16 protein-coding genes and 1 pseudogene are annotated in these 19,927 nt (G+C 61.9%); 6 read left to right on the forward strand and 11 right to left on the reverse strand.

Going from position 1 to position 19,927, the window contains the following annotated elements; genetic code table 11:
* Window positions 1-127: 127 nt before the first annotated feature.
* Entirely contained in the window at window positions 128-898 is a 771-nt protein-coding gene (gene deoR / locus ACIQAL_RS07635) for a DNA-binding transcriptional repressor DeoR (RefSeq protein WP_341963834.1), read from the forward strand.
* Between the two features lie 141 nt (window positions 899-1,039).
* Here the strand turns inward: deoR and ACIQAL_RS07640 are convergent, their stop codons facing one another.
* The 6 genes from ACIQAL_RS07640 to ACIQAL_RS07665 form a co-directional block, all read right to left on the reverse strand.
* Window positions 1,040-2,110, reverse strand: coding sequence for an aldose 1-epimerase family protein (locus ACIQAL_RS07640; RefSeq protein ID WP_401144156.1), 1,071 nt, complete (start codon window positions 2,108-2,110; stop codon window positions 1,040-1,042).
* Window positions 2,107-3,438 carry an L-fucose:H+ symporter permease gene (fucP, locus tag ACIQAL_RS07645; protein ID WP_166595074.1) on the reverse strand — a complete coding sequence of 444 codons (1,332 nt, stop codon included), beginning with the start codon at window positions 3,436-3,438 and terminating at the stop codon, window positions 2,107-2,109. Before fucP ends, ACIQAL_RS07640 begins: the two co-directional genes overlap by 4 nt.
* A gap of 78 nt (window positions 3,439-3,516) precedes the next feature.
* Window positions 3,517-4,455, reverse strand: coding sequence for a ribokinase (rbsK, locus tag ACIQAL_RS07650; protein ID WP_341963830.1), 939 nt, complete (start codon window positions 4,453-4,455; stop codon window positions 3,517-3,519).
* Between the two features lie 511 nt (window positions 4,456-4,966).
* Window positions 4,967-5,917 carry a DUF979 domain-containing protein gene (locus ACIQAL_RS07655; RefSeq protein WP_401144159.1) on the reverse strand — a complete coding sequence of 317 codons (951 nt, stop codon included), beginning with the start codon at window positions 5,915-5,917 and terminating at the stop codon, window positions 4,967-4,969.
* The gene (locus ACIQAL_RS07660; protein ID WP_401144161.1) at window positions 5,914-6,642 is read right to left on the reverse strand and encodes a DUF969 domain-containing protein; all 729 of its coding nucleotides are present in this window, start codon (window positions 6,640-6,642) and stop codon (window positions 5,914-5,916) included. Before ACIQAL_RS07660 ends, ACIQAL_RS07655 begins: the two co-directional genes overlap by 4 nt.
* A gap of 105 nt (window positions 6,643-6,747) precedes the next feature.
* Complete coding sequence (locus ACIQAL_RS07665) at window positions 6,748-7,983, reverse strand: OprD family porin (protein WP_401144163.1); 1,236 nt, start codon at window positions 7,981-7,983, stop codon at window positions 6,748-6,750.
* A gap of 344 nt (window positions 7,984-8,327) precedes the next feature.
* Between ACIQAL_RS07665 and ACIQAL_RS07670 the strand changes: the two genes are divergently transcribed.
* Window positions 8,328-9,254, forward strand: coding sequence for a LysR family transcriptional regulator (locus tag ACIQAL_RS07670; protein ID WP_401144164.1), 927 nt, complete (start codon window positions 8,328-8,330; stop codon window positions 9,252-9,254).
* A gap of 347 nt (window positions 9,255-9,601) precedes the next feature.
* Here ACIQAL_RS07670 and ACIQAL_RS07675 read toward each other — a convergent pair whose 3' ends face one another.
* Window positions 9,602-10,477, reverse strand: a complete 876-nt coding sequence (locus ACIQAL_RS07675; RefSeq protein ID WP_401144166.1) for an alpha/beta fold hydrolase — start codon at window positions 10,475-10,477, stop codon at window positions 9,602-9,604.
* A 238-nt stretch (window positions 10,478-10,715) separates the two neighbouring features.
* Between ACIQAL_RS07675 and ACIQAL_RS07680 the strand changes: the two genes are divergently transcribed.
* Together ACIQAL_RS07680 and ACIQAL_RS07685 are read left to right on the forward strand one after the other, a co-directional pair.
* Window positions 10,716-11,150: a carboxymuconolactone decarboxylase family protein gene (locus ACIQAL_RS07680; protein ID WP_401144168.1), complete on the forward strand. Its 435-nt coding sequence runs from the start codon at window positions 10,716-10,718 to the stop codon at window positions 11,148-11,150.
* A 266-nt stretch (window positions 11,151-11,416) separates the two neighbouring features.
* Window positions 11,417-12,250: a PhzF family phenazine biosynthesis protein gene (locus ACIQAL_RS07685; protein WP_401144170.1), complete on the forward strand. Its 834-nt coding sequence runs from the start codon at window positions 11,417-11,419 to the stop codon at window positions 12,248-12,250.
* A gap of 3 nt (window positions 12,251-12,253) precedes the next feature.
* Here ACIQAL_RS07685 and ACIQAL_RS07690 read toward each other — a convergent pair whose 3' ends face one another.
* Together ACIQAL_RS07690 and ACIQAL_RS07695 are read right to left on the reverse strand one after the other, a co-directional pair.
* Window positions 12,254-13,405 (reverse strand): MFS transporter, encoded by a 1,152-nt coding sequence (locus tag ACIQAL_RS07690; protein ID WP_401144172.1) that lies wholly within the window; start codon window positions 13,403-13,405, stop codon window positions 12,254-12,256.
* Between the two features lie 294 nt (window positions 13,406-13,699).
* Window positions 13,700-14,341: an HD domain-containing protein gene (locus tag ACIQAL_RS07695; protein WP_401144174.1), complete on the reverse strand. Its 642-nt coding sequence runs from the start codon at window positions 14,339-14,341 to the stop codon at window positions 13,700-13,702.
* 267 nt (window positions 14,342-14,608) lie between these two features.
* On the opposite strand from ACIQAL_RS07695, the pseudogene rarD reads away from it, so the two are divergent.
* Window positions 14,609-15,494: pseudogene (rarD, locus tag ACIQAL_RS07700) on the forward strand (EamA family transporter RarD).
* A gap of 261 nt (window positions 15,495-15,755) precedes the next feature.
* Here rarD and zapE read toward each other — a convergent pair.
* On the reverse strand, window positions 15,756-16,877 hold the full coding sequence (gene zapE / locus ACIQAL_RS07705) for a cell division protein ZapE (protein ID WP_401144175.1): 1,122 nt from the start codon (window positions 16,875-16,877) through the stop codon (window positions 15,756-15,758).
* 9 nt (window positions 16,878-16,886) lie between these two features.
* Window positions 16,887-18,095 carry an MFS transporter gene (locus ACIQAL_RS07710; protein WP_401144177.1) on the reverse strand — a complete coding sequence of 403 codons (1,209 nt, stop codon included), beginning with the start codon at window positions 18,093-18,095 and terminating at the stop codon, window positions 16,887-16,889.
* A 385-nt stretch (window positions 18,096-18,480) separates the two neighbouring features.
* Here ACIQAL_RS07710 and ACIQAL_RS07715 point away from each other — a divergent pair, with 385 nt between their 5' ends.
* Complete coding sequence (locus tag ACIQAL_RS07715) at window positions 18,481-19,926, forward strand: SulP family inorganic anion transporter (RefSeq protein WP_401144179.1); 1,446 nt, start codon at window positions 18,481-18,483, stop codon at window positions 19,924-19,926.
* The last annotated feature ends 1 nt before the right edge of the window (window position 19,927 follow it).

The following is a 19,927-nucleotide window of genomic DNA, read 5'->3' on the forward strand; positions in this document are numbered from 1 at the left end:
CAGAAGCAGTGGTTAGCGATAAGCGGTAAGCTTCGAGCGACAAGCAAGGGGGTGTTCACTCGCTCGTCACAATGTTTGAAATATAACAGACTGTGTTACTTTTATATCACGATAATCGACAGCCGGGATGACCGTGGACAACAAGAAATCCGACCGCATCAAACTGATTCAGCAAGCCCTGCAGGACCAGAAAGCCATTCACCTGCGTGAAATGGCCGCGCTGCTGGATGTCTCGGAGATGACCCTGCGTCGCGACCTGGGACGTCATCCGGAGAAATTCCACCTGCTGGGCGGGCACATCACGCTGGCGTTCGATCCATCGGAAGCCAGCGATTACAAAGTCACCGAGCAAGGCACGCGCCACGTCGAGGAAAAACGCCGCATCGGCAAACTGGCCGCTGCCTTCATCAAACCCGGCGACACGGTGTTTTTCGATTGCGGGACGACGATTCCCTTCGTCATCGACTTCATCCCTGAGGAGCTGGAGTTCACCGCCGTGTGCAACTCCCTCAACGTGCTGCTGAAACTGCAACAGAAACCCAACTGCCACATCGTCCTGTGCGGCGGCAGTTTCCACCGCAAGAACCAGGTGTTCGAACACCACAGCGAAGCCAGCATCCTCGACGGCATTCGCCTGACGTGGGCGTTTGTCTCGGCCGCCGGGGTCAGCGACGAGTTCGGCGTGACCTGCTTCAACTTCAATGAGGTTGAAGTGAAGCAGAAGGTCTTGCGTCAGGCCCGGCACTGCATGCTGCTGGCCGACCACTCCAAATTCGACGCCGTGCGCACCGCGCATTTCGCCACGCTGGAGCATTTCCAGGTGGTGGTCAGCGACAAGAAACTGCCCAAGCCGTACCGCGACTTGATTCAGGGGTATGGGGCGCAACTGGTGGTGTGATCGGGTGCTGAATCCTCGTTGCCTGGGCCGCCGCTATCGCGAATGAATTCGCTCCTACAGGTCGATCGCGTTTTATCGTGTGAAATGCGGTCCCAACCTGAAGGCGCAAATTCATTCTGGGCGGCATACGACGAAAGGCCTTCAGCGTTTCAGATCACCTTCCAACTGCCGCACTTCCCCAGCCGCCAGATACCCCGTCGTCACACTGAACGACGCCCTCTCCCCCGCCCCCAATTCCCGCACATTGCCCTTGGCCTTTTCCGCCAGATACCCCTCCGGCTCGCAGGTCGCAGGCAGCACGAACGCGGCGACCTGCTGGTCGGCGTTGTGCAAAACCCAGCGCGCGGCACGGTCGAACTGCGCCGGTGGGTAGCGGGTGTAGAACGCCGGACCGTCCGGGTGCTTGAGCAGAAAATGCGCGTCGCCCTTCGCGTCCGTCTGTACGCCGTCGAAGAAACACACGATTTCCGGGTCGTATAGCTCGGGCGTGTTCAACGTCTGCAAGCGCGACGGATCGTCGGTCAGCTCGGCCATGTACGAAGTCCACGCCGGGGTCGGCTTCACATGGGCGGGCACACTGCTGCGCACCCGCGTGCGCTCGACACCCAGCGGCTCGACGAACTGCCCGCCAGCCACATACGCGTAGTTCATGTGCGCCATGTACATCAGCTCCATCGCCTTGCCTGCGAGGTTCTGCACGTCCATGCCGATGTCGAACAGCGCCGAGCCCGGACGCAAGGTCACGCTGGGCCGGGCGCGGTAGTGATCGCCGAAGCCCATCACGTATTCGTACTCGCCGCTGAGGCGCAAAAAGGCGCCCGCCGCATCCGTGCCCACTTCCAGCCAGGCGCGGTCCATCGGCGCGCAGGGCATTTCGCCGTGCAGCGGATGGTCGTCCTGTGGTGTCGGGCAGCCGTTGCGCAACATGCCGCTGTGAAACATGAAGCAGCCATAAGTGCCGATCACCGTCGGGCTCGGGCGTGGCTGGTCGAACATGTTGCGCATGGTCAGATCACAGCCGTCGAACACCGCCGACCAGATCATCTGCCCCTGATACGGCAGCACCACGACGCGGCCACGGTTGTTCTCCAGCGCGAGCGCCTTCACGCCGCTGGGGTAGGTCCAGGCCAGCACGCGGAAGTCGGCGGACTCCAGCAGGGTCTTCTCATCCCCTGCAAACAGCTCGGGAAACAGCGCGACAGTCGTGTTCATGAGGCGGTCACCGCACCGACCGGCGCCGTTTCGCTGCTCGGGTCACGCAGGCATTTGATGGCGTACGCGACGATGACCACGAAGCACAGCAGCGGTACGCTGTAGGCGATCTGCATGTTGCCGTGGGTCGCGTCGGACAGCAGGCCCTGGAAGATCGGCATCACACCGCCGCCGACGATGCTCATCACCAGCAGCGAACCGCCGACACCGGTGTCTTCGCCCAGGCCGTCAATGGTCAGGCCGTAAATGGTCGGCCAGCACGGGCCGAGGAAAATGCTCACGCCCACCGCCGCGTAAACGGCGCTGATGTTCGGCACCAGAATGGTGTAGGCCAGCAGGACGATGGTCAGCACGCCGTAAATCGCGAGGACTTTGGCCGGGTGCAGTTTGCGCATCAGCAGGTTGGCGATCATCTTGCCGACAAAGTACGCCGCAAAGGTGGTCAGCAGGAACCACGAGGCGCTGCGCTCGTTCATCCCGCCCATCTGCATGGCCAGGCGAATGGTGAAGCTCCACACGCCCACTTGCGCGCCGACGTAGAGAAACTGCGCGACCACACCGAAGGTGAAGCGCGGGTTGCGCCACAGGCGGGACAGGCTCTGGCCGATGCTGCTCTTCTTCACGTTCTCTTTGACGTTGCCCTTGCACGCCGGGAATTTGGTGAAAGCGATGAGCACGAACATCAGGATCAGCACCGCGATCATCCATTTGTACGGCAGCAACGTGGACTGGATCATTTGCAGCTGCTGAATCGCCGCGTCGGACGCGCTCATCTGGGTCAGTTGTTCGCGGGTGGCGTCGGTGTCCTTGAACATCACGAAACTGCCGACGTACACCCCGGCCATGGCGCCGAACGGGTGGAAGGTCTGCGAGATGTTCAGGCGACGGGTGCCGGTTTCGCGAGGGCCCATCAACGTGGAGTAGGTGTTACACGCGGTTTCGAGGAACGACAGGCCCGCCGCGATGACGAACAGCGCCAGCAGGAACATGCCGTACGTGGCCATCGAGGCAGCCGGGAAGAACAGCGAGCAGCCCACCATGTACAGCAGCAGGCCGATCAGGATGGTGGTCTTGTAGCTGAAATGCCGGACGACCATCGCCGCCGGAATCGCCACGAAGAAGTAGCCCAGGTAAAACGCCGACTGCACGAAGGCGGTCTGGAAATCGCTGAGCAGAAAAGCCTTCTTGAAGTGCGCGATCAGCACGTCGTTCATGCTCGCCGCTGCGGCCCAGAGCGCGAAGCAGCAGCACAGCAGGATAAAGGCGAACCAGGGCGTGCGGTTCAGGTAGAACCCGTCCGGTGATTGTTGGAGCGCGGGCTTTGTCATTGTTGTTCTCCGTGAAGTGCGGGATACCGCGCCGGGCCGTCAGCGTGACCGGCCAAAGCGCGGCGGCTCAAGGGTGACTTATTGCGTATTTTTTGAAGAGCAGGTGTCGAGAAAACGCCCGAACGTGGCAGCGTCCGGGTAGGAACTCTGGGTGCCGAGGCCCGTGACCGAGCAGGCGGAATAGGCCACGGCCTGAGTCATGGCGCGGCGCATGTCGCCGTCTTCGCTCCAGTGGCGGGCGAAGCAGCCGATGAAGGCATCGCCTGCGCCAGTGGTGTCGCGGGCGTCGACTTTCAGGCCCTCGACACGGAACTCGCCCTCCTCGCCCACGTACAGCGCGCCCTGTTCGCCGAGGGTCACGATCACGTGGCGAATGCCGTCCTGCACCAGCTTCAAGGCAGCGGAGCGGGCGGATTCGAGTGAGTCGACGACCTGCCCTGTGATCAGGGCCAGTTCGCTTTCGTTGGGGATGAAAAAGTCGAGTTTCAGCAGGTGTTCACGACTCAGACCCTTGACCGCAGGCGCCGGGTTGAGCAGTACAGGAATACCGTTGGCCTTGGCGAAATCGATGGCGTGGTAGACCGTTTCCAGTTCGATTTCCAGCTGCAGGACGATCAGCGTGCAGTCGCGCAAGGCAGCTTGAGCGGCGTCGATGTCAGCAGGTTTGAGGTGCGCGTTGGCGCCTTTGACGATGAGGATGCTGTTGTGGGAATCGCTCTGCACGAAGATCGGTGCGACGCCACTGGAGACGCCGGGCACCCGCTGCACGAACTGGGTGTCGATACCGTGGCGCTGGAAATTGGCGAGGGTGTTGTCGGCGAACATGTCGTCGCCGACCCTGGTCAGCATCAGCACGTCCGCGCCGAGCTTGGCGGCCGCCACGGCCTGATTCGCGCCCTTGCCGCCGCACCCCATGGCGAAGTTCGGCGCTTCGAGGGTTTCGCCCTGAGCCGGCATCCGGTCGATGTAGGTGATCAAATCCACCATGTTGCTGCCGATGACCGCGATCTTGTTCATGTGTGTCATTACCTTGTGTACGCGCAGGGACCGCAAAACCGAACCGCCGACGCGATATTATTTTTGTTATTTAAATAACATTTGTTGTGACTATTCAACCTCTATTTTGTGGGGCTTTCACCGACCACACGCAAAAACGGGCCAGGCATCGCTGCCTGACCCGTTGAAAGCCGGAATCTAGAGGGGTTGAGGCTGCTGATGGATTCAGACAGCCGGTGGTCGCAATCGTTTGCGATGAGGGGATATGGATGCTGCTGTAAATTCGAATACGCCGCCGATCCGCTGTTGATTCTGCCGAAGGCGTGAGAGCTGGCTTGCCTGCGATCTGCTGCGCAGCTGTAGCAAAACCCGGCCACTCCGTACACTAGCCACGCCGCATGCGCCGGCTTTACTGCCGCTTCGCGCCAGATCGTAGGCAAGCCAACTCCCACGCCTTCGGCAGAAGCGGATCAGTGCGCGCTCGAGATTTTTGACGTTGACCGAGCCTGCGGGCAGAATCAAAAGCCAAGCGCTACATCAGGCAATACAACAACACGATATTGACCACCAACATCGCCAGCGCCGTCGGTATCTGCGCCTTGATCACGGCGTATTTGTCGGGCAATTCCAGCAAGGCCGCCGGGATGAGGTTGTAGTTCGCAGCCATGGGCGTCATCAGCGTGCCGCAGTAGCCAGAGAACATGCCGATGGCCGCCATCACCGCAGGGTTGGCGCCGTACATGCCCACCAGCACCGGCACCCCGATGCCGCCGGTCATCACCGGAAACGCTGCGAAGCCGTTGCCCATGACAATCGTGAACAGCGCCATGCCCAACACGTAGACCATCACCGCCACCAGGCGGAAATCCAGGTTGATGTAGGCCGTCGCCAGGTGCGCCACTGCTTTGCCAACCCCCGCGTCATTGAACACCAGCCCCAGCATCGCCAGCATCTGCGGCAACACCAGCGCCCAGCCGAGCGCTTCGGTCAGACGCCGGGATTCGCGCATGGCCTGCACCGGCGTGTCGCGGGTCAGCCAGCACGCCAGGGCCAACGCCACCAGACTGCCGATCCCCAGCGAAACAAAGGTGCTGTTGGCCGGGTCGAGCAAGTACACATCGCCAAACTTGAGGTTTTTCAGTACGACAGCGCCAATCACCGTCACCAGCGGAATCGCCAGCGCCGGAATGAACAGCTTGTTCTTCAGGCGCCCTGCACTCTCCCGCCGCGCCTTGTCCGGCAGGTTATCGTGCTGGCCGAAGCCGACGCCGCCGAAACCCGCGATGAGCGCCATCACCACCACGCCTACGCCAACCCACACGGGCGGCAAACGATCACCGATCAAAAACGCAATCGCGAACAGCCCCCAGAACAGCCCGGTGGTCCAGCGCTTGGGGTTGCTGCGGTCAGTGACGGTCATGAACGCGGTGATCGCCAGAATCACACCGGCCAGCCAGTACAGGTATTGAATGGACAGGATCATGGCGTCACCTCCTGAGCGACCGGCGATGTCTGCGGCAATGCCTTGAGTTCGCGACTGAGGCGCTGATCGAAACGGTGCAGGCGAATGGCGTGAATCACAAAGGCACAAATCGCCGTCGGAATACCCCAGACCGCGATGTGCATCGGATCGACGTCGATCCCCGAGCCTTGGAGAAAGGTGTGCATCAGGGCGATGGCGCCGAACGCGACGAAAATGTCCTCGCCGAAAAACAGCCCGACGTTATCGGTGGCTGCGCACAGGGCCAGCAGCTTGATGCGCAAGGCCTCGGGCAACTTGCCGAAGCGCGATTCCGCAGCCCCTTCGGCCATCGGCGCGAGCAGCGGGCGAACCATTTGCGGATGCCCGCCGAGGCTGGTCAGGCCCAGTGCTGCCGTGGTTTCCCGCACGAACAGGTAAGCGATCAGCAGGCGTCCGGCGGTGGCGCGGGTGAAGCGTGCGATCCAGTTCTGGGCGTGCAATCGCAGGCCGTGGCGCTCCAGCAGACCGATGACGGCCAGGGGCAGCAGGATGATCAGCGGCAAAGTGCGGGTCTTGATGAAGCCCGTGCCGATAGTCGCCAGCACGGTTTCCAGCGGCATGCTCGCCGCCAGGCCCGTGGCCAGCGCCGCGAGGGCGACCACCAGCATCGGGTTGAAACGCAGGACGAAGCCCAGAACGATGACCAGCACGCCCAGCAGCGGCCAGAGGTTGATAGCGGTTTGCATGATGGGAATCTCGATGTTGTGACTCGGAAGAACAGCCGACGCGAACCTGTAGCAGCCCGGCTTGTCGTGCTGCTACAGCGGCGTGCCGGTACAAGGGCGTGCGACTCACCACAGAGGCAGCGTGTAACTCACGATCAGCCGGTTTTCGTCCAGGTCATTGCCGAAGTTCGAACGCACGGTCGCGTTGCGCCATTTCACGCCCAGGTTCTTCAACGCACCGCTCTGGATCACGTAGCCGATGTCCATGTTGCGCTCCCACTCTTTGCCCTCGCCGCCCGCCGCACGTTCGACGTTGTCGCCGGACACGTAGCGGGTCATGAACGTCAGGCCCGGCAGCCCCAGCCCTGCGAAGTCGTAGTCATACCGCGCCTGCCACGAGCGCTCCTTGGCGTTGGCGAAATCGCCGATCTGAATGAAGTTGACCAGGTAAGGATCGCTGCCCGTGATGTAGGGAAACGGATCGCTCCCGGTCATCCGCTGGTAGCCAAAACCGAAGGCCTGGGCGCCGACCTTGTAGGTGAACATCGAACCCAAGGCCTTGTTGTCGAGGTCGCGAAAGTTGCCGTCCTCGCGGCTGCTGGCGTAGCGAATGTCGGACTTCAAGCTCTGCCCCACGCCCAACGGCAGCACGTGCACCAACCCGCCGTAATACTGCTGATAAACGTTTTCCAGCTGGCCGTAATGGGCACTCAGCGCCAGTTGCGGAGTGACCTGATACTCGCCGCCGCCGAAGTTGAAATCGTTGCTGGTCCCGCCGATGCGGTTGGCGCTCATCTCGGTGAAGTCCGAGGAGCTGTTGGCCTTGATGCGGTCGATGTGGCCGCCGGTGAAGGTGAAGTTGTTCAGGTCCTTCGAGGTCAACAGCCCGCCGCGAAAGGTCTGGGGCAACAGGCGGGTGTCGTTGGAATTGATCACCGGGTCCTTGAAGAACAGCGAGCCGACTTTCAGCTCCGTCTTCGACACCTTCATTTTTGCGGTCAGGCCGAGCTTGGCGTAGTCCTCTTGCGAGCCGCCGGACGACAGGTCAGCGGGCAGCAACCCGGTGCCCGCCGTGCCGTCGCCCGAATCCAGCTTCAACCCCACCATGCCCAGCGCATCAAGGCCGAAGCCGACGGTGCCAGGGGTGTAGCCCGATTGAAGACGCAGCAGGAACCCCTGCGCCCATTCCTCGGCCTTGTCCCGAGCGCCTGTCTGTCGAAAATCGCGGTTGAAGTAAAAGTTGCGGGCTTCGAGCTCGCCTTTGCTGTCGCCGAAAAAATCGGCCTGTGCGGTCAATCCACAAGTCAGCGTCGCGCCGCCAACGAGCAACGCGCAGACGTATTTTTGGTTGTTATGTGTCATTGAAGCCTCTTCCCATGAGCGCGCAGCGGTAACGACCGACTGCTGGCAGAGCGCAGCTGATGAATGAGGTCGGGCATTGAAACACCCCGACCCTGAAGGCTGGACGCGTGGGTCGGGGCGAAGTGATTCGGCCCCGGCGTCGTACCTTTCTCGTGTCGGCGGTCATCTTTCGGCAGGCTGGCGCGTGGCGTCCAACGGGAAAAAACCGCTATGCCTCATAAAAATTTCTGTTGGGGCGGTGGCATGTAACCTGCTGACCGTAGGAGGCACCTGCTGGTGATGACGAGGCTAAAAGCCGCCTCCGAACGTCCCGCCGCCGCTCAATCGCTCAAGGAAATCGCTCGGTGAATCTCAAGTTTCTGGAAACCTTCGTCTGGGTCGCACGGCTGAAAAGCTTTCGCCTGACCGCCGAAAAACTCTTCAGCACCCAAGCCTCCATTTCCAGCCGGATCGCGGCCCTGGAGGACGAAATGGGTGTGCGATTGTTCGTGCGGGACTCGAAGGGTGTGTCGCTGACGTCCGAAGGATTGCGGGTGCTGGAATACGCCGAGCACATCATGGACACCCTGCAAAACATGAAGGCGGCGATCAAGGACCCCAGCCAGGTACGGGGTCGAATCCGCATCGGCGCGATGGATACGGTGATACACACCTGGCTCAGTCCGTTGGTAACACGCCTGATGAAGTGTTACCCGAATCTGGAAATCGAGCTGACCGCCGAAACCGCGAGCAACCTGTGTTCGCAGTTGGAAAAGGGTTATCAGGACATCATTTTCCAGACCGACATCCTGCGTTTCGACAGCGTGCGCAACGCGATGCTGGCGCGCTATCCGCTGCACTGGGTGGTGCCGACCGGCTCGCCGCTGGACCGGCCGGACGTGACGCTGGAAGAGATCGCGCAGGAGCGGATCGTCACGTTTTCGCGCAACTCGCGGCCCCATCAGGACATCCTGAACATGCTGCACACGGCGAACATCATCACCCCGCGCATCAACTGCGTGAACTCGGCCTCGGCCATCACCCGACTGGTGCGCGACGGGTTCGGTATTGGTGCATTGCCGGTCACCCTGGTGCGCGGGGAACTGGTGCAGGGCGTGTTGACCCAGATCGAAAACGTGCCCTTGCCGCCAGTGATGGACATCGTCGCGAGCTGGCGCACCGGCGCCGGGATGGAACTGGTGGAGGACATCGTCGGGCTGACGCGGGAGGTGGTGAATGAATACGCGCAGGAAATGCCGGAGGGGTTTGTGTTGGAGGCGGGTGAGGATTGAACGCTGATGCAGGGCGTGGCCCCGGCCATCGCCACCTTCCCAAATTGAACACGCAACCCGCTGTTGATTCTGCCCGGAGGGCGTAGGAGCTGGCTTGCCTGCGATCTGACGGGAACCGTCAGTGAAATCAGCTAACCCGGTGTATCAGCATGATTGAGTCGTCAAGTCTTGCTGTTGCTTCGCAACAGATCGTAGGCAAGCCAACTCCCACGGCCTGCGGCCAGAGTCAAAAGCATGGACCACGCCCATCTCGCTTCTGCCCGAAGGGCGTGGGAGCCCCGGGTTGGCGCTCCCACGGCCGCCAGAATCAAAAGCGACGGGACGGTGCTCCCACCCCGCCTAAAGCTTCACGTCAAAAACGGCATCACCTCAGCCATCAGCGCTTCCGGAATCTCCTCCGCCAGGTAATGCCCACCCGGCAATGGCTTGCCCCGGACGTCGGTCGCGACCTGTTGCCATTCCTTCAGCGGGTCGAAGCATTTGCCTACCGTGCCTTCCGCACCCCACAGCACCTGCAGCGGCAATTGCAGATGATGGCCTGCGTCGAGGTCGGCGCGGTCGTGTTCCAGGTCGATGGTGGCACTGGCGCGGTAATCCTCACAGACCCCACGTGCGGTGCCCGGCAATTTGGCGCAGCGCACGTATTCGGCGAACGCTTCGTCGGTGAACGGCGTCAACCCGGCGCTGCGGCTGCCCATGACACTGCGCAGGTACTGCTCGGGATCGGCTTCCAACAACGTTTCCGGCAGCGGCGCCGGGCGGATCAGGAAGAACCAGTGCCAGTACGCCCGGGCGAACGCCTCATTGGTCTGGCTGTACATCGCCAACGTTGGCGCGATGTCGAGCAAGGTCATGCGCGTCACGGCATCGGGATGGTCCAGCGCCAGTCGATGGGCCACGCGAGCACCCCGGTCATGGGCGAGAATCGAGAACGTCGGCAGCCCCAGTTCGCGCATCAACGCCACCATGTCGCGGCCCATCTCCCGTTTGGAATAGCTGGAATGGTCCTCCGTCGCGAGGGGTTTGCCGCTGTCGCCGTAACCGCGCAAATCGGCCGCGACCACGGTGAAATGCTGACTCAGCCGCTCGGCGATCTTGTGCCAGATGACGTGGGTCTGCGGGTGCCCGTGCAACAACAGCAACCCCGGCCCGTTGCCACCGATGCGGTAGGCGATCTGCACACCATTGACCTGGCGCTGGTCTTTCTGGAATCCGGCGAACATGGATGACTCCTTGTGATTGTTCCTGCTCATCCTAGATCGCTGAGCCAGCGGGGCAAGCCGCAAAACGTGGCAGCGGCGTTCATGAAGCGTGTTGCCAGCAAGGAGACCAATCGTCCGGGAATGGCGCGATTGGTCTCCTGATATCCCACCCCATTGGCTATTCGGCCCCGGCCTGTCTGGGCGTAACGTAGCACCACGTTCAGCGACATTTCTTACCTTTCCAACGGAGCACACGCACATGAACAAGCGCATCGCCTGGGGTCAAAAATCGCCGGAAGCCTACAAAGCCATGTCCGCGCTGGAAAACGCCGTGGTCAATTCGGGCCTTGAACACTCCCTGCTGGAACTGATCCGCCTGCGCGCTTCGCAGATCAACGGCTGCGCCTATTGCGTCAACCTGCACGCCAACGACGCCCGCAAGGCCGGTGAAACCGAAGCCCGCCTGCAAACCGTGACGGTCTGGGCCGAAACCAACTTCTTCACCGAAAAAGAAAATGCCGTACTGGCCTGGACCGAGAGCCTGACCCAACTGTCGATCCACCACGCGCCGCAGCATCAGTACGAAGCGCTGCTGGCGCATTACAGCGAAAAAGAAGTCGCCAACATCACTTTGGCCATTGCCACCATCAACGCATGGAACCGATTTGGGGTTGGCTTTGCCATGACGCCCTAGCAGCGACGAGTTGTGAGCTGCAAGCTGCAAGAGGGCGTCGCGACGGCGAGCGTCGCTATTAGCTTGAATCTCGAAGCAGCGACGAGCGGCAAGCTGCAAGCTGCAAGAAGTGGGCGCGACGGTTGCTTGTAGCTTGTAGCTTGTAGCTTGTAGCTCGCGGCTGCATCAACGGATGGAATCCCACGCATCAGCACTTTTCGTTGGTGCGCCCTGCCCGCTTCGTCAACAATCGAGCCTTCCTTCAACGGCTCAAGGCTGACGCGAACATGGCACTGGATATCCTCAGACTCTCGGCATTTTCCGACGCGGATCAAGGCGGCAATCCCGCTGGCGTGTGGATCGGTGAGACCTTTCCCGACGACGCCACGATGCAGGCTGTGGCCGGCGAGGTCGGTTATTCGGAAACCGCATTCGCCGTGCCGGAAAACGACGGTTGGCGGGTGCGCTATTTCTCGCCGCAAGCCGAGGTGCCATTTTGCGGTCACGCCACCATCGCGCTGGGGGCTGCCTTGGCGGGTCGCTATGGCGAGGGCGAATATTCGCTGCACCTCAACCATGCGCAGATCACCGTCGAGGGCTATCAGCAGGGCGCGTTGACGTCCGCTGCCCTGCAATCCCCTCCCACCCACAGCCAGCCGGTCAGCCGGGAAGTGCTCAGCCAGGCCATGGGGCTGGTCGATTTGCAGGCCGAAGACATTGACCTGCGCATCCCGCCCGCATTGATCAACGGCGGCGCGCAGCATCTGGTGCTGGCACTGAACCGTCGCGAAACGCTCAAGCACATGCGCTACGACTTCGAGGCCGGTCGGGAATTGATGGTGCGCGAGGGCCTTGTGACGATTCTGTTGGTGTTTGCCGAGTCCAATCGCGTGTTCCACACCCGCAATCCGTTCGCTTTTGGCGGCGTGTACGAAGACCCGGCCACCGGTGCGGCGAGCGCGGCGTTTGCCGGTTACCTGCGCGACATCGGCTGGGACCACGGCGGCGTGATCGACATCGTGCAGGGCGAAGACATGGGCAGCCGCTCGCGGATTCGCGCCGAATTCAGCGACGTGCCCGGCAGTTCGATTCGGGTGTCGGGCACGGCACGCAAGCTGTAACGATCAGACTTTCAGATAGCGACCGCTGATTGCCACCCCCAGCAGCATCACCGCGATGATGAGGAACGCCACGCCGAGGCTGCTGAGGTGGGCGACGAAACCGATGCCCGCCGGCCCCATCAGAATGCCGATGTAACCGAGGGTCGTGATGGCCGGGACCGCGACGTTTTCCGGCATGGTCTTCTGCCGCCCCACCGCGCTGTAGAACACCGGCACGATGTTGGAACAGCCAATGCCCACCAATGCGTAACCGCACAACGCGGCCTGCCAATAGGGGATCAACGTCGCCACGGCCATGCCGATCGCCGCGCACAGCCCGCCGAACAGGATGATCTTGTGCACGCCCAAGCGGCGCACGACGGGGTCGCCGCACAATCGGCCGATGGCCATGGCCAGGGCGAACACCGCGTAGCCGAACCCGGCGTAGGACGGCTCGACACCGCGCTGGGCGCTGAGGAACACCGCGCTCCAATCGAGCATCGCGCCTTCGGTGAGGAACACGGTGAAGCACATCAGGCCGATGAACAGCACCACGCCGTGGGGAATCGCGAACGCCGGACCGCCCGCTTCGCTGCCATAGCCGAGCATGTTCGGGCCTGCTTTGTACAACGCCAAACCGATGAACAGCGCGACGAAGGTCATGGTCAGCCACGGCCAAACGCCTACGCTCAACAGCGCAGAAACGCCTGCCGCGCCGAGAATCCCTCCACAACTGAACAGGCCGTGAAAGCCCGACATCATGGTCTTGCCGCTGGCCCGCTCGACGATGATCGCCTGAATGTTGGTCACGCACCCCAAGGCGCCCATGCTGGCGCCGTAGACGAACAGCGTCGCCACCATCAGCGGCACACTCGTGAGGGTCGCGAGCAAGGGAAGGCACAGGCAGGCGAGGCTGCCGACCATGACGATGATGCGCCGACAGCCGTAACGCACGGTCATGGCGCCAGCCAGTGGCATGGAGAGAATCGAGCCGATGCCCAGGCACAACAGCAGCAGGCCGAGGCTCGCGTCGTCCAGACCAAGGCGGCTCTTGGCGTACGGCACCAGCGGCGCCCAAGCGGAAATACTGAACCCGGTGATGAAAAACGCCACCCGGGTGGAAAACTGTTCCAGCCGCCCAGGCACGACCGGTGCCGCGGTGCCGATGGAGGTCATTCGCCGCTCCCTTTGCAAACATGTCGGCCCTTCATGAGCCAACCAAACGAAAGCCTAACAAAGCACGGGCGAATGCCGAAGAAGGAATGTCGAGGGGTGATGCCTCAGGAATGCCTCAGGCAGGCCAATCGAATACGGAATGCCGATCCTGCCCTCCCTGCAAACGTTCTGCCGGGCGCAAAAACTGTGGGAGCGAATTCATTCGCGAGAGGGGAGTCCATCCGACACCTCTCTCTCGGATGAAAAACCGCTTCGCGAATAAATTCGCTTCCACAGGTCATTACCGCGTACCCGTTACGCCTTCCAGGGCGACTGACGAATGATGTTGACGAAATTCATCGGCTTGAACTTCGGATTTTCGTCCACCAGCACATCGGCGTTCACAGTGCCGAAGGTCGTGTCTGGCTTATGGCGGAAGCCGTCGGCGAAGGCGCACAGGATGCACTCTTTGAACGCTTCACCACGCGGGTGGGCATGGGTCACGACTTCGCGCTGCTGGTCGCTGAACTGGTCGTAGTTGATGCCCAGCACGTCCATTTCAACACCGGCAGTCACCAGCGCAACGTTCGGGCGCAGGTGCTCGGGAACGCCCGGCGTGGTGTGCAGCGCAATGGACAACCAGACCTGCTCCAGATCGCCTTCCGACAACCCGAATGGCTTGGCGAACGCATGGGCTGCGTTGGCACTGTCCACTTCGAAACGCAGGTCCGGGCTGCTGTGTTTTTTCACCAGGCCCAGGTCATGGAACATCGCGCCGACGTACAGCTGCTCGGCGTCGTACTTGAGGCCTTTGCGCTCACCGGTCAACGCGCCCCACAAAAACACCCGACGGCTGTGGTTGAACAGCAAATCGTCTTCTTCATCACGGATGTATTCGGTGGTGGCGCGGGCCAGGGCGCTGTCAGGGATTTTGATACCGGCGATTTCTTGGGTCATGGGGTCGTCCTCAGTAGGCGGCGCCGGTGTGGCGCGTTGAGGACAATTCTCCGGGACCGCCATTTTTGCCTCAACGAGCGCACGGTCTCGTTCTCTGCCAAACGTGCATCGTTTACTGCCAGCGGACCTTGGGTTTATCAGAATGCGAGCGAACGGCGGGCGGGGGTTCGGCTAGACTGTGCGCCGCTTCCTGCAAGCGGGCCATCAGAGCCTGGCACGGGTTGCGCGTCCAAACCCTGTCCTTTTGAACCGAACCAAGGAGCCCCTGTGTACAAGGGTGTTGCGTTATCGGTCATGGCCTCCTGCCTCTTCGCGGTCATGTACTACTACACCTCATTGCTGAAACCTTTGAGTGGAGAAGAAATATTCGGTTGGCGCATGCTGCTGACCCTGCCTTGCGTGACGGTGTTCATGCTGTCCAGCGGCGACTGGAAACTGGTGCGCGCCATGACGAATCGCATACGCCAGACGCCAGCCTTGCTGGGCGCGATGATGCTGTCCGCCGCGCTGATGGGCGTGCAGCTGTGGCTGTTTCTGTGGGCGCCGCTGCAAGGGGCGCAGTCTGGAGGTGTCGCTGGGGTATTTCCTGCTGCCCCTGACGATGATTCTCACGGGCCGCGTGGTCTATGGCGAGCGCTTGTCCTACTTCCAGAAAATCGCCGCCGCATGCGCGATGGTCGGCGTTGGCAACGAGCTGATCCGCTTGGGGAGTTTTTCCTGGGAGACGCTGCTGGTGTGTGGCGGCTACCCGATCTACTTCGTGCTGCGGCGCAAGCTCAAGACCGACAACCTCGGCGGGCTGTGGTGGGACATGCTGCTGATCCTGCCGGTGGCGGTGCTGTTCATCTGCCAGGGCAATCCAGGGGTGGTCGAGGCATTTCCGCGTTTCTATATCCTGATCCCGATCCTTGGGGCGATCAGTGCGTCGGCGCTGGTCAGCTATTTGCTTGCCAGTCGCTTGCTGGCGTTCAGCGTGTTCGGGCTGTTGAGCTACGTGGAACCGGTGTTGCTGGTGGGCGTGGCGCTGCTGCTGGGTGAAAGCATCGGCCGGGATGAATGGATGACCTACCTGCCGATCTGGCTCGGGGTGATGGTGCTGATGGGCGAAGGCGCCAAGCACGTGCTGGTGCAGCGGCGCAGGAACAACGTCTGATTGCTGGATTTACGCTTGTGCTGAAGGCGTAGGCATTGGCGTGATCCAGAACGTTGATCGTGCCTGAGTTGCTTCAGCCGAAGGTGTGGGAGTTGGCTTGCCTACGATCCATTGCGAAGCGATGGCAAACCCTGACCACGCGGTGGATCAGGCAAACCACGTTGTCAGGTTTTGCTGCCGGTGCCCGGCAGATCGCAGGCAAGGTGGAGCGCCACCCCGGCACTCCCACAGCCTTCGGCCAGAATCAAAAGCGTCGGCGCATCATCGCCCAAACCGCGCCAGTTGCATCTCCTGCAACCGGCTCAACGTCCGGCGAAAGGCGAAGGCCAGGTAGCCCTCGGTGTACAGCGATTCCATTGGCAGCGCCGCCTCCACGTACAGCGGCACTTTGCGGTCGTAGCATTCGTCGACCAGCGCAATGAACCGGCGCACACCGTCATCGTAAGGCGACAGTTGCGGCAGTTCGCGGTCCCCCGCCACCACTTGCTCGACCCCATCCTCGGTGCCCCGAGCAATCCGCCCTTCCCGCTGCGGCGCGCTCAACGCAGGCACTTCGCTCACCAGCACGGCCGTGTAGCGGTCGCACAATTCGATGAAGTCCATTGCTGCCAACGGCTGTTCGCACAGGTCTTTGTAACGGCACCAGACCACGGTCTTGCTGCTGCGCACCACGGCCAGATGTCGGCGCCCCAATGGCACGGGCCGGATCGACACCAGCTCGCCGTTGCTCAGGGTTTCGAATACCTCGACCAACGCGCTCGGCCCCGATTCGGGCGTCACCCAATACCGCTGCTGCGCCTGACCGGGGTGCAGGCGATGGTCTTCGCCGCCGTCCACCGACACCACTGTCATGAAGTGATTGATCGCCGTGATCGCCGGGACGAACCGTTCGCGGTTGTGCCCGGTGGCGTACAGCTGCTCGGGCAACTGGTTGGAGGTGCAGACCAGCACCACGCCTTCGTCGAACATCGCCCGCAGCAACCCGCCGAGGATCACCGCATCGCCGATGTCATTGACGAAGAGTTCGTCGAAGCACAGCACCCGCACGTCCTGCCGCAGTTCGCGGGCCAGCACATTGAGGGGATGGGGCACGCCGGTCAGCTGGAACAGGCGCTGATGGACCCAACGCATGAAGTGATGAAAATGCTGGCGTCGGGCTGGCACGGTCAGGCTGTCGAAAAACCGGTCCATGAGCCAGGTCTTGCCGCGCCCCACCGGCCCCCACAGGTACACGCCCTTGAGCGCGTCGCGAGGGCCACTGTCACGCAGCGCCTGCCAGCACGCCTGCAATTGCTGCGCGGCCTGGCGCTGGGCCTCGTCCGGCTGAAAATCCTGTGTGTCGACTGCCTGCTGCCAGGCATCCAGAGGGGAAAGCGCGCTCATCGAAACCGGTCACCGCGGGCTGGAGGATGGGTCGTGGCGCTTGGAGTACGACGCCCCCAACAGGTAGAAACAGCCACCCGCCACAATAAAGCCCGCCAGCATATAGAACATGAACGCCGGTGGCTGCGCCGCCAAGGCAAAACCACACAATACCGGGCCCAGCGCGCCGCCGAGGTTGGACAGGTTCTGCGCGCCGTAATACATCCCGCGCAAATGCGTCGGGGCGATGCGGTCGATGAACATGTATTCGGCCGGGAAAACGATGATCTCGCCAAGGGTGAACACGGCCACGGCCAGCGACCAGTGCAGCACGGTGCTCGACATCGCGAAACCCACCACGCCCATCAGGAACAGGCTAAAACCCAGCGTGAGCCACTGATTCAGGTGTTGATGGCTGATGTGTTTGCCGACGAAATACTGCAGGCAGATCACCACCGCCGCATTCACCGCCACCACCGAGCTGATGACGCTGTAGGTGAATTCCGGGGTGCTCGTAGTCACCAGGTATTGCGAGATGTAGGCCGTGAACTGGCCGAACACCACGGCGCTGAGCACGCCGCCCACGGTGAAGCAGATCAGCCGATAATCCTTGAGCAGAATCCGCCCCACAGCAAGGAACGACACCGGCGCGTTGGCAGGGTCCGCCGAACTGAGCTTGCGGTCACCGTACATCGCGTACACCACAAAAAAGCCCAGCCCTAAAGCTGCCGACATCAGAAATGGCAGCTTCATGTTCCAGTGCGCCAGCCCCGCGCCAATGAACGGGCCGACCGCGTAGCCGATGTTGATCAGCGTGTAGCGCACCGAAAACACCTTGCTCTGCTCCGCCACCGGCAACAGCTTGCCGAACGCGGCCTTGACCACGATGTCGATCACCGAATAGGCGAAGTTGAACGACACCAGAAACAGAAAGAACAGCCACAGCCGACCCGTCAGGCACATGCCGATGAAACCGACAAAGAAGAATCCGGTGAAACACAGGATCAGCTTGTAGCTCGACAGCTTGTCGGTGAGGTAGCCGCCGTACAGGCTCAGCAAGGAGCCGACAATCAGCGCGCTGCCGACGATCATGCCGATGTCGCTGATGCCCAGCGTGAAGTTGGAGGACAGATAAATCACCAGATACGGCAAGGTGATCGCCCTGCCCAGCGTCAGAAACAGCGACGACGACAGCAGGAGATTGACGGAGGCAGGGTAATGTCTGAGCGCGGCGAGCATTGGGGTGCTGTCCTTGGCAATGAGCGGTGTTCATTCTGGCGAAACATCGTTACACAATCCGGGTTGACTGGACACTGAGATAAATTCATTTGCGTCATGCACATGTCTCGTTTCTGCCGAAGGCGTGGGAGTTGGCTTGCCTACGATCTGCCGCGAAGCGGCAGCAAGCCCCGGCGACTCAATTAACCTGACACAACCAAGGTGGCTGATTTTACTGCCGCTTTGCGACAGATCGCAGGCAAGCCAGCTCCTACGGCCTCCGGCCAGAATCAAAATCAGTCAGACTCGCTGCGATCCCGCCTCTGCCGAACGCGCTCTATCATCGACCTCGCGCCTCACATTCCGTAACATCCCCACCCTTTGCGCCTTCTCTTTCAGGTAACCCATGAAACCCGCTCGCCTGCGCGCCGACGTTCTTGCCGGCCTCACCACTTCGTTTGCCCTCGTTCCTGAGTGCATCGCCTTCGCCCTTGTCGCGCACCTCAACCCGCTGATGGGCCTGTACGGCGCGTTCATCATCTGCACTTTGACTGCTCTGTTCGGCGGCAGGCCGGGGATGGTGTCGGGCGCGGCGGGCTCGATGGCGGTGGTGATCGTCGCGCTGGTGGTGCAACACGGCGTGCAATACCTGCTGGCGACGGTGTTGCTGGGCGGGCTGGTGATGATCGCGTTCGGCGTGCTGCGGCTCGGCAAACTCGTGCGGATGGTGCCGTATCCAGTGATGCTCGGCTTCGTCAACGGCTTGGCCATCGTCATCGCCATGGCGCAGCTGGAGCACTTCAAGAGCGGCGAACACTGGCTCAGCGGCACGCCGTTGTACCTGATGCTCGGCCTCGTCGCGCTGACCATGGCGGTCGTCTACCTGCTGCCGCGCCTGACCCGTTCGGTGCCCCCCGCCCTCGTCGCGATCCTCGGCGTCGGCTTGCTGGTTTACTTCTTCCACCTGCCAACCCGCACCCTCGGCGACATGGCTCACATTGCGGGCGGCCTGCCGAGCGTGGCTTTGCCGGACGTGCCGTGGAACCTGGAAACACTGGGCATCATCGCCCCGTACGCGATTCTCATGGCCCTGGTCGGCCTGCTGGAAACCCTGCTGACCCTCAACCTCACCGACGAAATCACCGAAAGCCGCGGCTACCCGGACCGCGAGTGCGTGGCGTTGGGCGTGGCGAACATTGCCTCGGGCGTGTGCGGCGGCATGGGTGGTTGCGCGATGATCGGTCAGACCGTGATCAACCTCAGTTCCGGCGGTCGCGGGCGTTTGTCGGGCATCGTCGCCGGGGTGATGATTCTGATGTTCGTGCTGTTTCTGTCGCCGCTCATCGAGCGCATTCCGCTGGCGGCGCTGGTGGGCGTGATGTTCGTGGTGTCGCAGCAGACCTTCGCCTGGGCCTCGCTGCGGGTGCTGCGCAAGGTGCCGCTGAACGACGTGCTGGCGATCATCGCCGTGACCATCGTCACCGTGCTCACCGACCTGGCCACCGCCGTGCTGTTTGGCATCCTCATCGCGGCGCTGAATTTCGCCTGGCAACAGGCCCGCGAGCTGTACGCTGACAGCCACACCGACGCCGACGGCAGCAAGCTGTACCAGTTGCACGGCACGCTGTTCTTCGCCTCGACCACGACCTTTCTCAACCAGTTCGACCCGGCAGAAGACCCGGCCATCGCCACGCTGGATTGCCGCCATCTGCGCTTCGTCGACTACTCGGCGATTGCCGCGCTGATGACCCTGCGTGAACGCTACGAGAAAGCCGGCAAGCACCTGCGCGTGGTGCATCTGTCAGAGCGCTGCAAGAAGCTGCTCAAGCGTGCCGGTGTGCAGCACGCCTGAT

It is taken from the genome of Pseudomonas sp. NPDC088368, from assembly GCF_044753445.1.
In the GTDB taxonomy this organism is placed as follows: domain Bacteria; phylum Pseudomonadota; class Gammaproteobacteria; order Pseudomonadales; family Pseudomonadaceae; genus Aquipseudomonas; species Aquipseudomonas bambusae.

Bases quoted from the DNA above. Each gene is read 5' to 3' on its own strand.
- ACIQAL_RS07715 (WP_401144179.1), top strand. From the start codon at position 18,481: ATGAAACCCGCTCGCCTGCGCGCCGACGTTCTTGCCGGCCTCACCACT.
- rbsK (WP_341963830.1), bottom strand. From the start codon at position 4,455: ATGAACAAGATCGCGGTCATCGGCAGCAACATGGTGGATTTGATCACC.
- ACIQAL_RS07675 (WP_401144166.1), bottom strand. From the start codon at position 10,477: ATGTTCGCCGGATTCCAGAAAGACCAGCGCCAGGTCAATGGTGTGCAG.
- ACIQAL_RS07690 (WP_401144172.1), bottom strand. From the start codon at position 13,405: ATGACCTCCATCGGCACCGCGGCACCGGTCGTGCCTGGGCGGCTGGAA.
- ACIQAL_RS07695 (WP_401144174.1), bottom strand. From the start codon at position 14,341: ATGACCCAAGAAATCGCCGGTATCAAAATCCCTGACAGCGCCCTGGCC.
- ACIQAL_RS07680 (WP_401144168.1), top strand. From the start codon at position 10,716: ATGAACAAGCGCATCGCCTGGGGTCAAAAATCGCCGGAAGCCTACAAA.
- fucP (WP_166595074.1), bottom strand. From the start codon at position 3,438: ATGACAAAGCCCGCGCTCCAACAATCACCGGACGGGTTCTACCTGAAC.
- ACIQAL_RS07710 (WP_401144177.1), bottom strand. From the start codon at position 18,095: ATGCTCGCCGCGCTCAGACATTACCCTGCCTCCGTCAATCTCCTGCTG.
- ACIQAL_RS07660 (WP_401144161.1), bottom strand. From the start codon at position 6,642: ATGCAAACCGCTATCAACCTCTGGCCGCTGCTGGGCGTGCTGGTCATC.
- deoR (WP_341963834.1), top strand. From the start codon at position 128: ATGACCGTGGACAACAAGAAATCCGACCGCATCAAACTGATTCAGCAA.
- zapE (WP_401144175.1), bottom strand. From the start codon at position 16,877: ATGAGCGCGCTTTCCCCTCTGGATGCCTGGCAGCAGGCAGTCGACACA.
- ACIQAL_RS07655 (WP_401144159.1), bottom strand. From the start codon at position 5,917: ATGATCCTGTCCATTCAATACCTGTACTGGCTGGCCGGTGTGATTCTG.
- ACIQAL_RS07685 (WP_401144170.1), top strand. From the start codon at position 11,417: ATGGCACTGGATATCCTCAGACTCTCGGCATTTTCCGACGCGGATCAA.
- ACIQAL_RS07665 (WP_401144163.1), bottom strand. From the start codon at position 7,983: ATGACACATAACAACCAAAAATACGTCTGCGCGTTGCTCGTTGGCGGC.
- ACIQAL_RS07640 (WP_401144156.1), bottom strand. From the start codon at position 2,110: ATGAACACGACTGTCGCGCTGTTTCCCGAGCTGTTTGCAGGGGATGAG.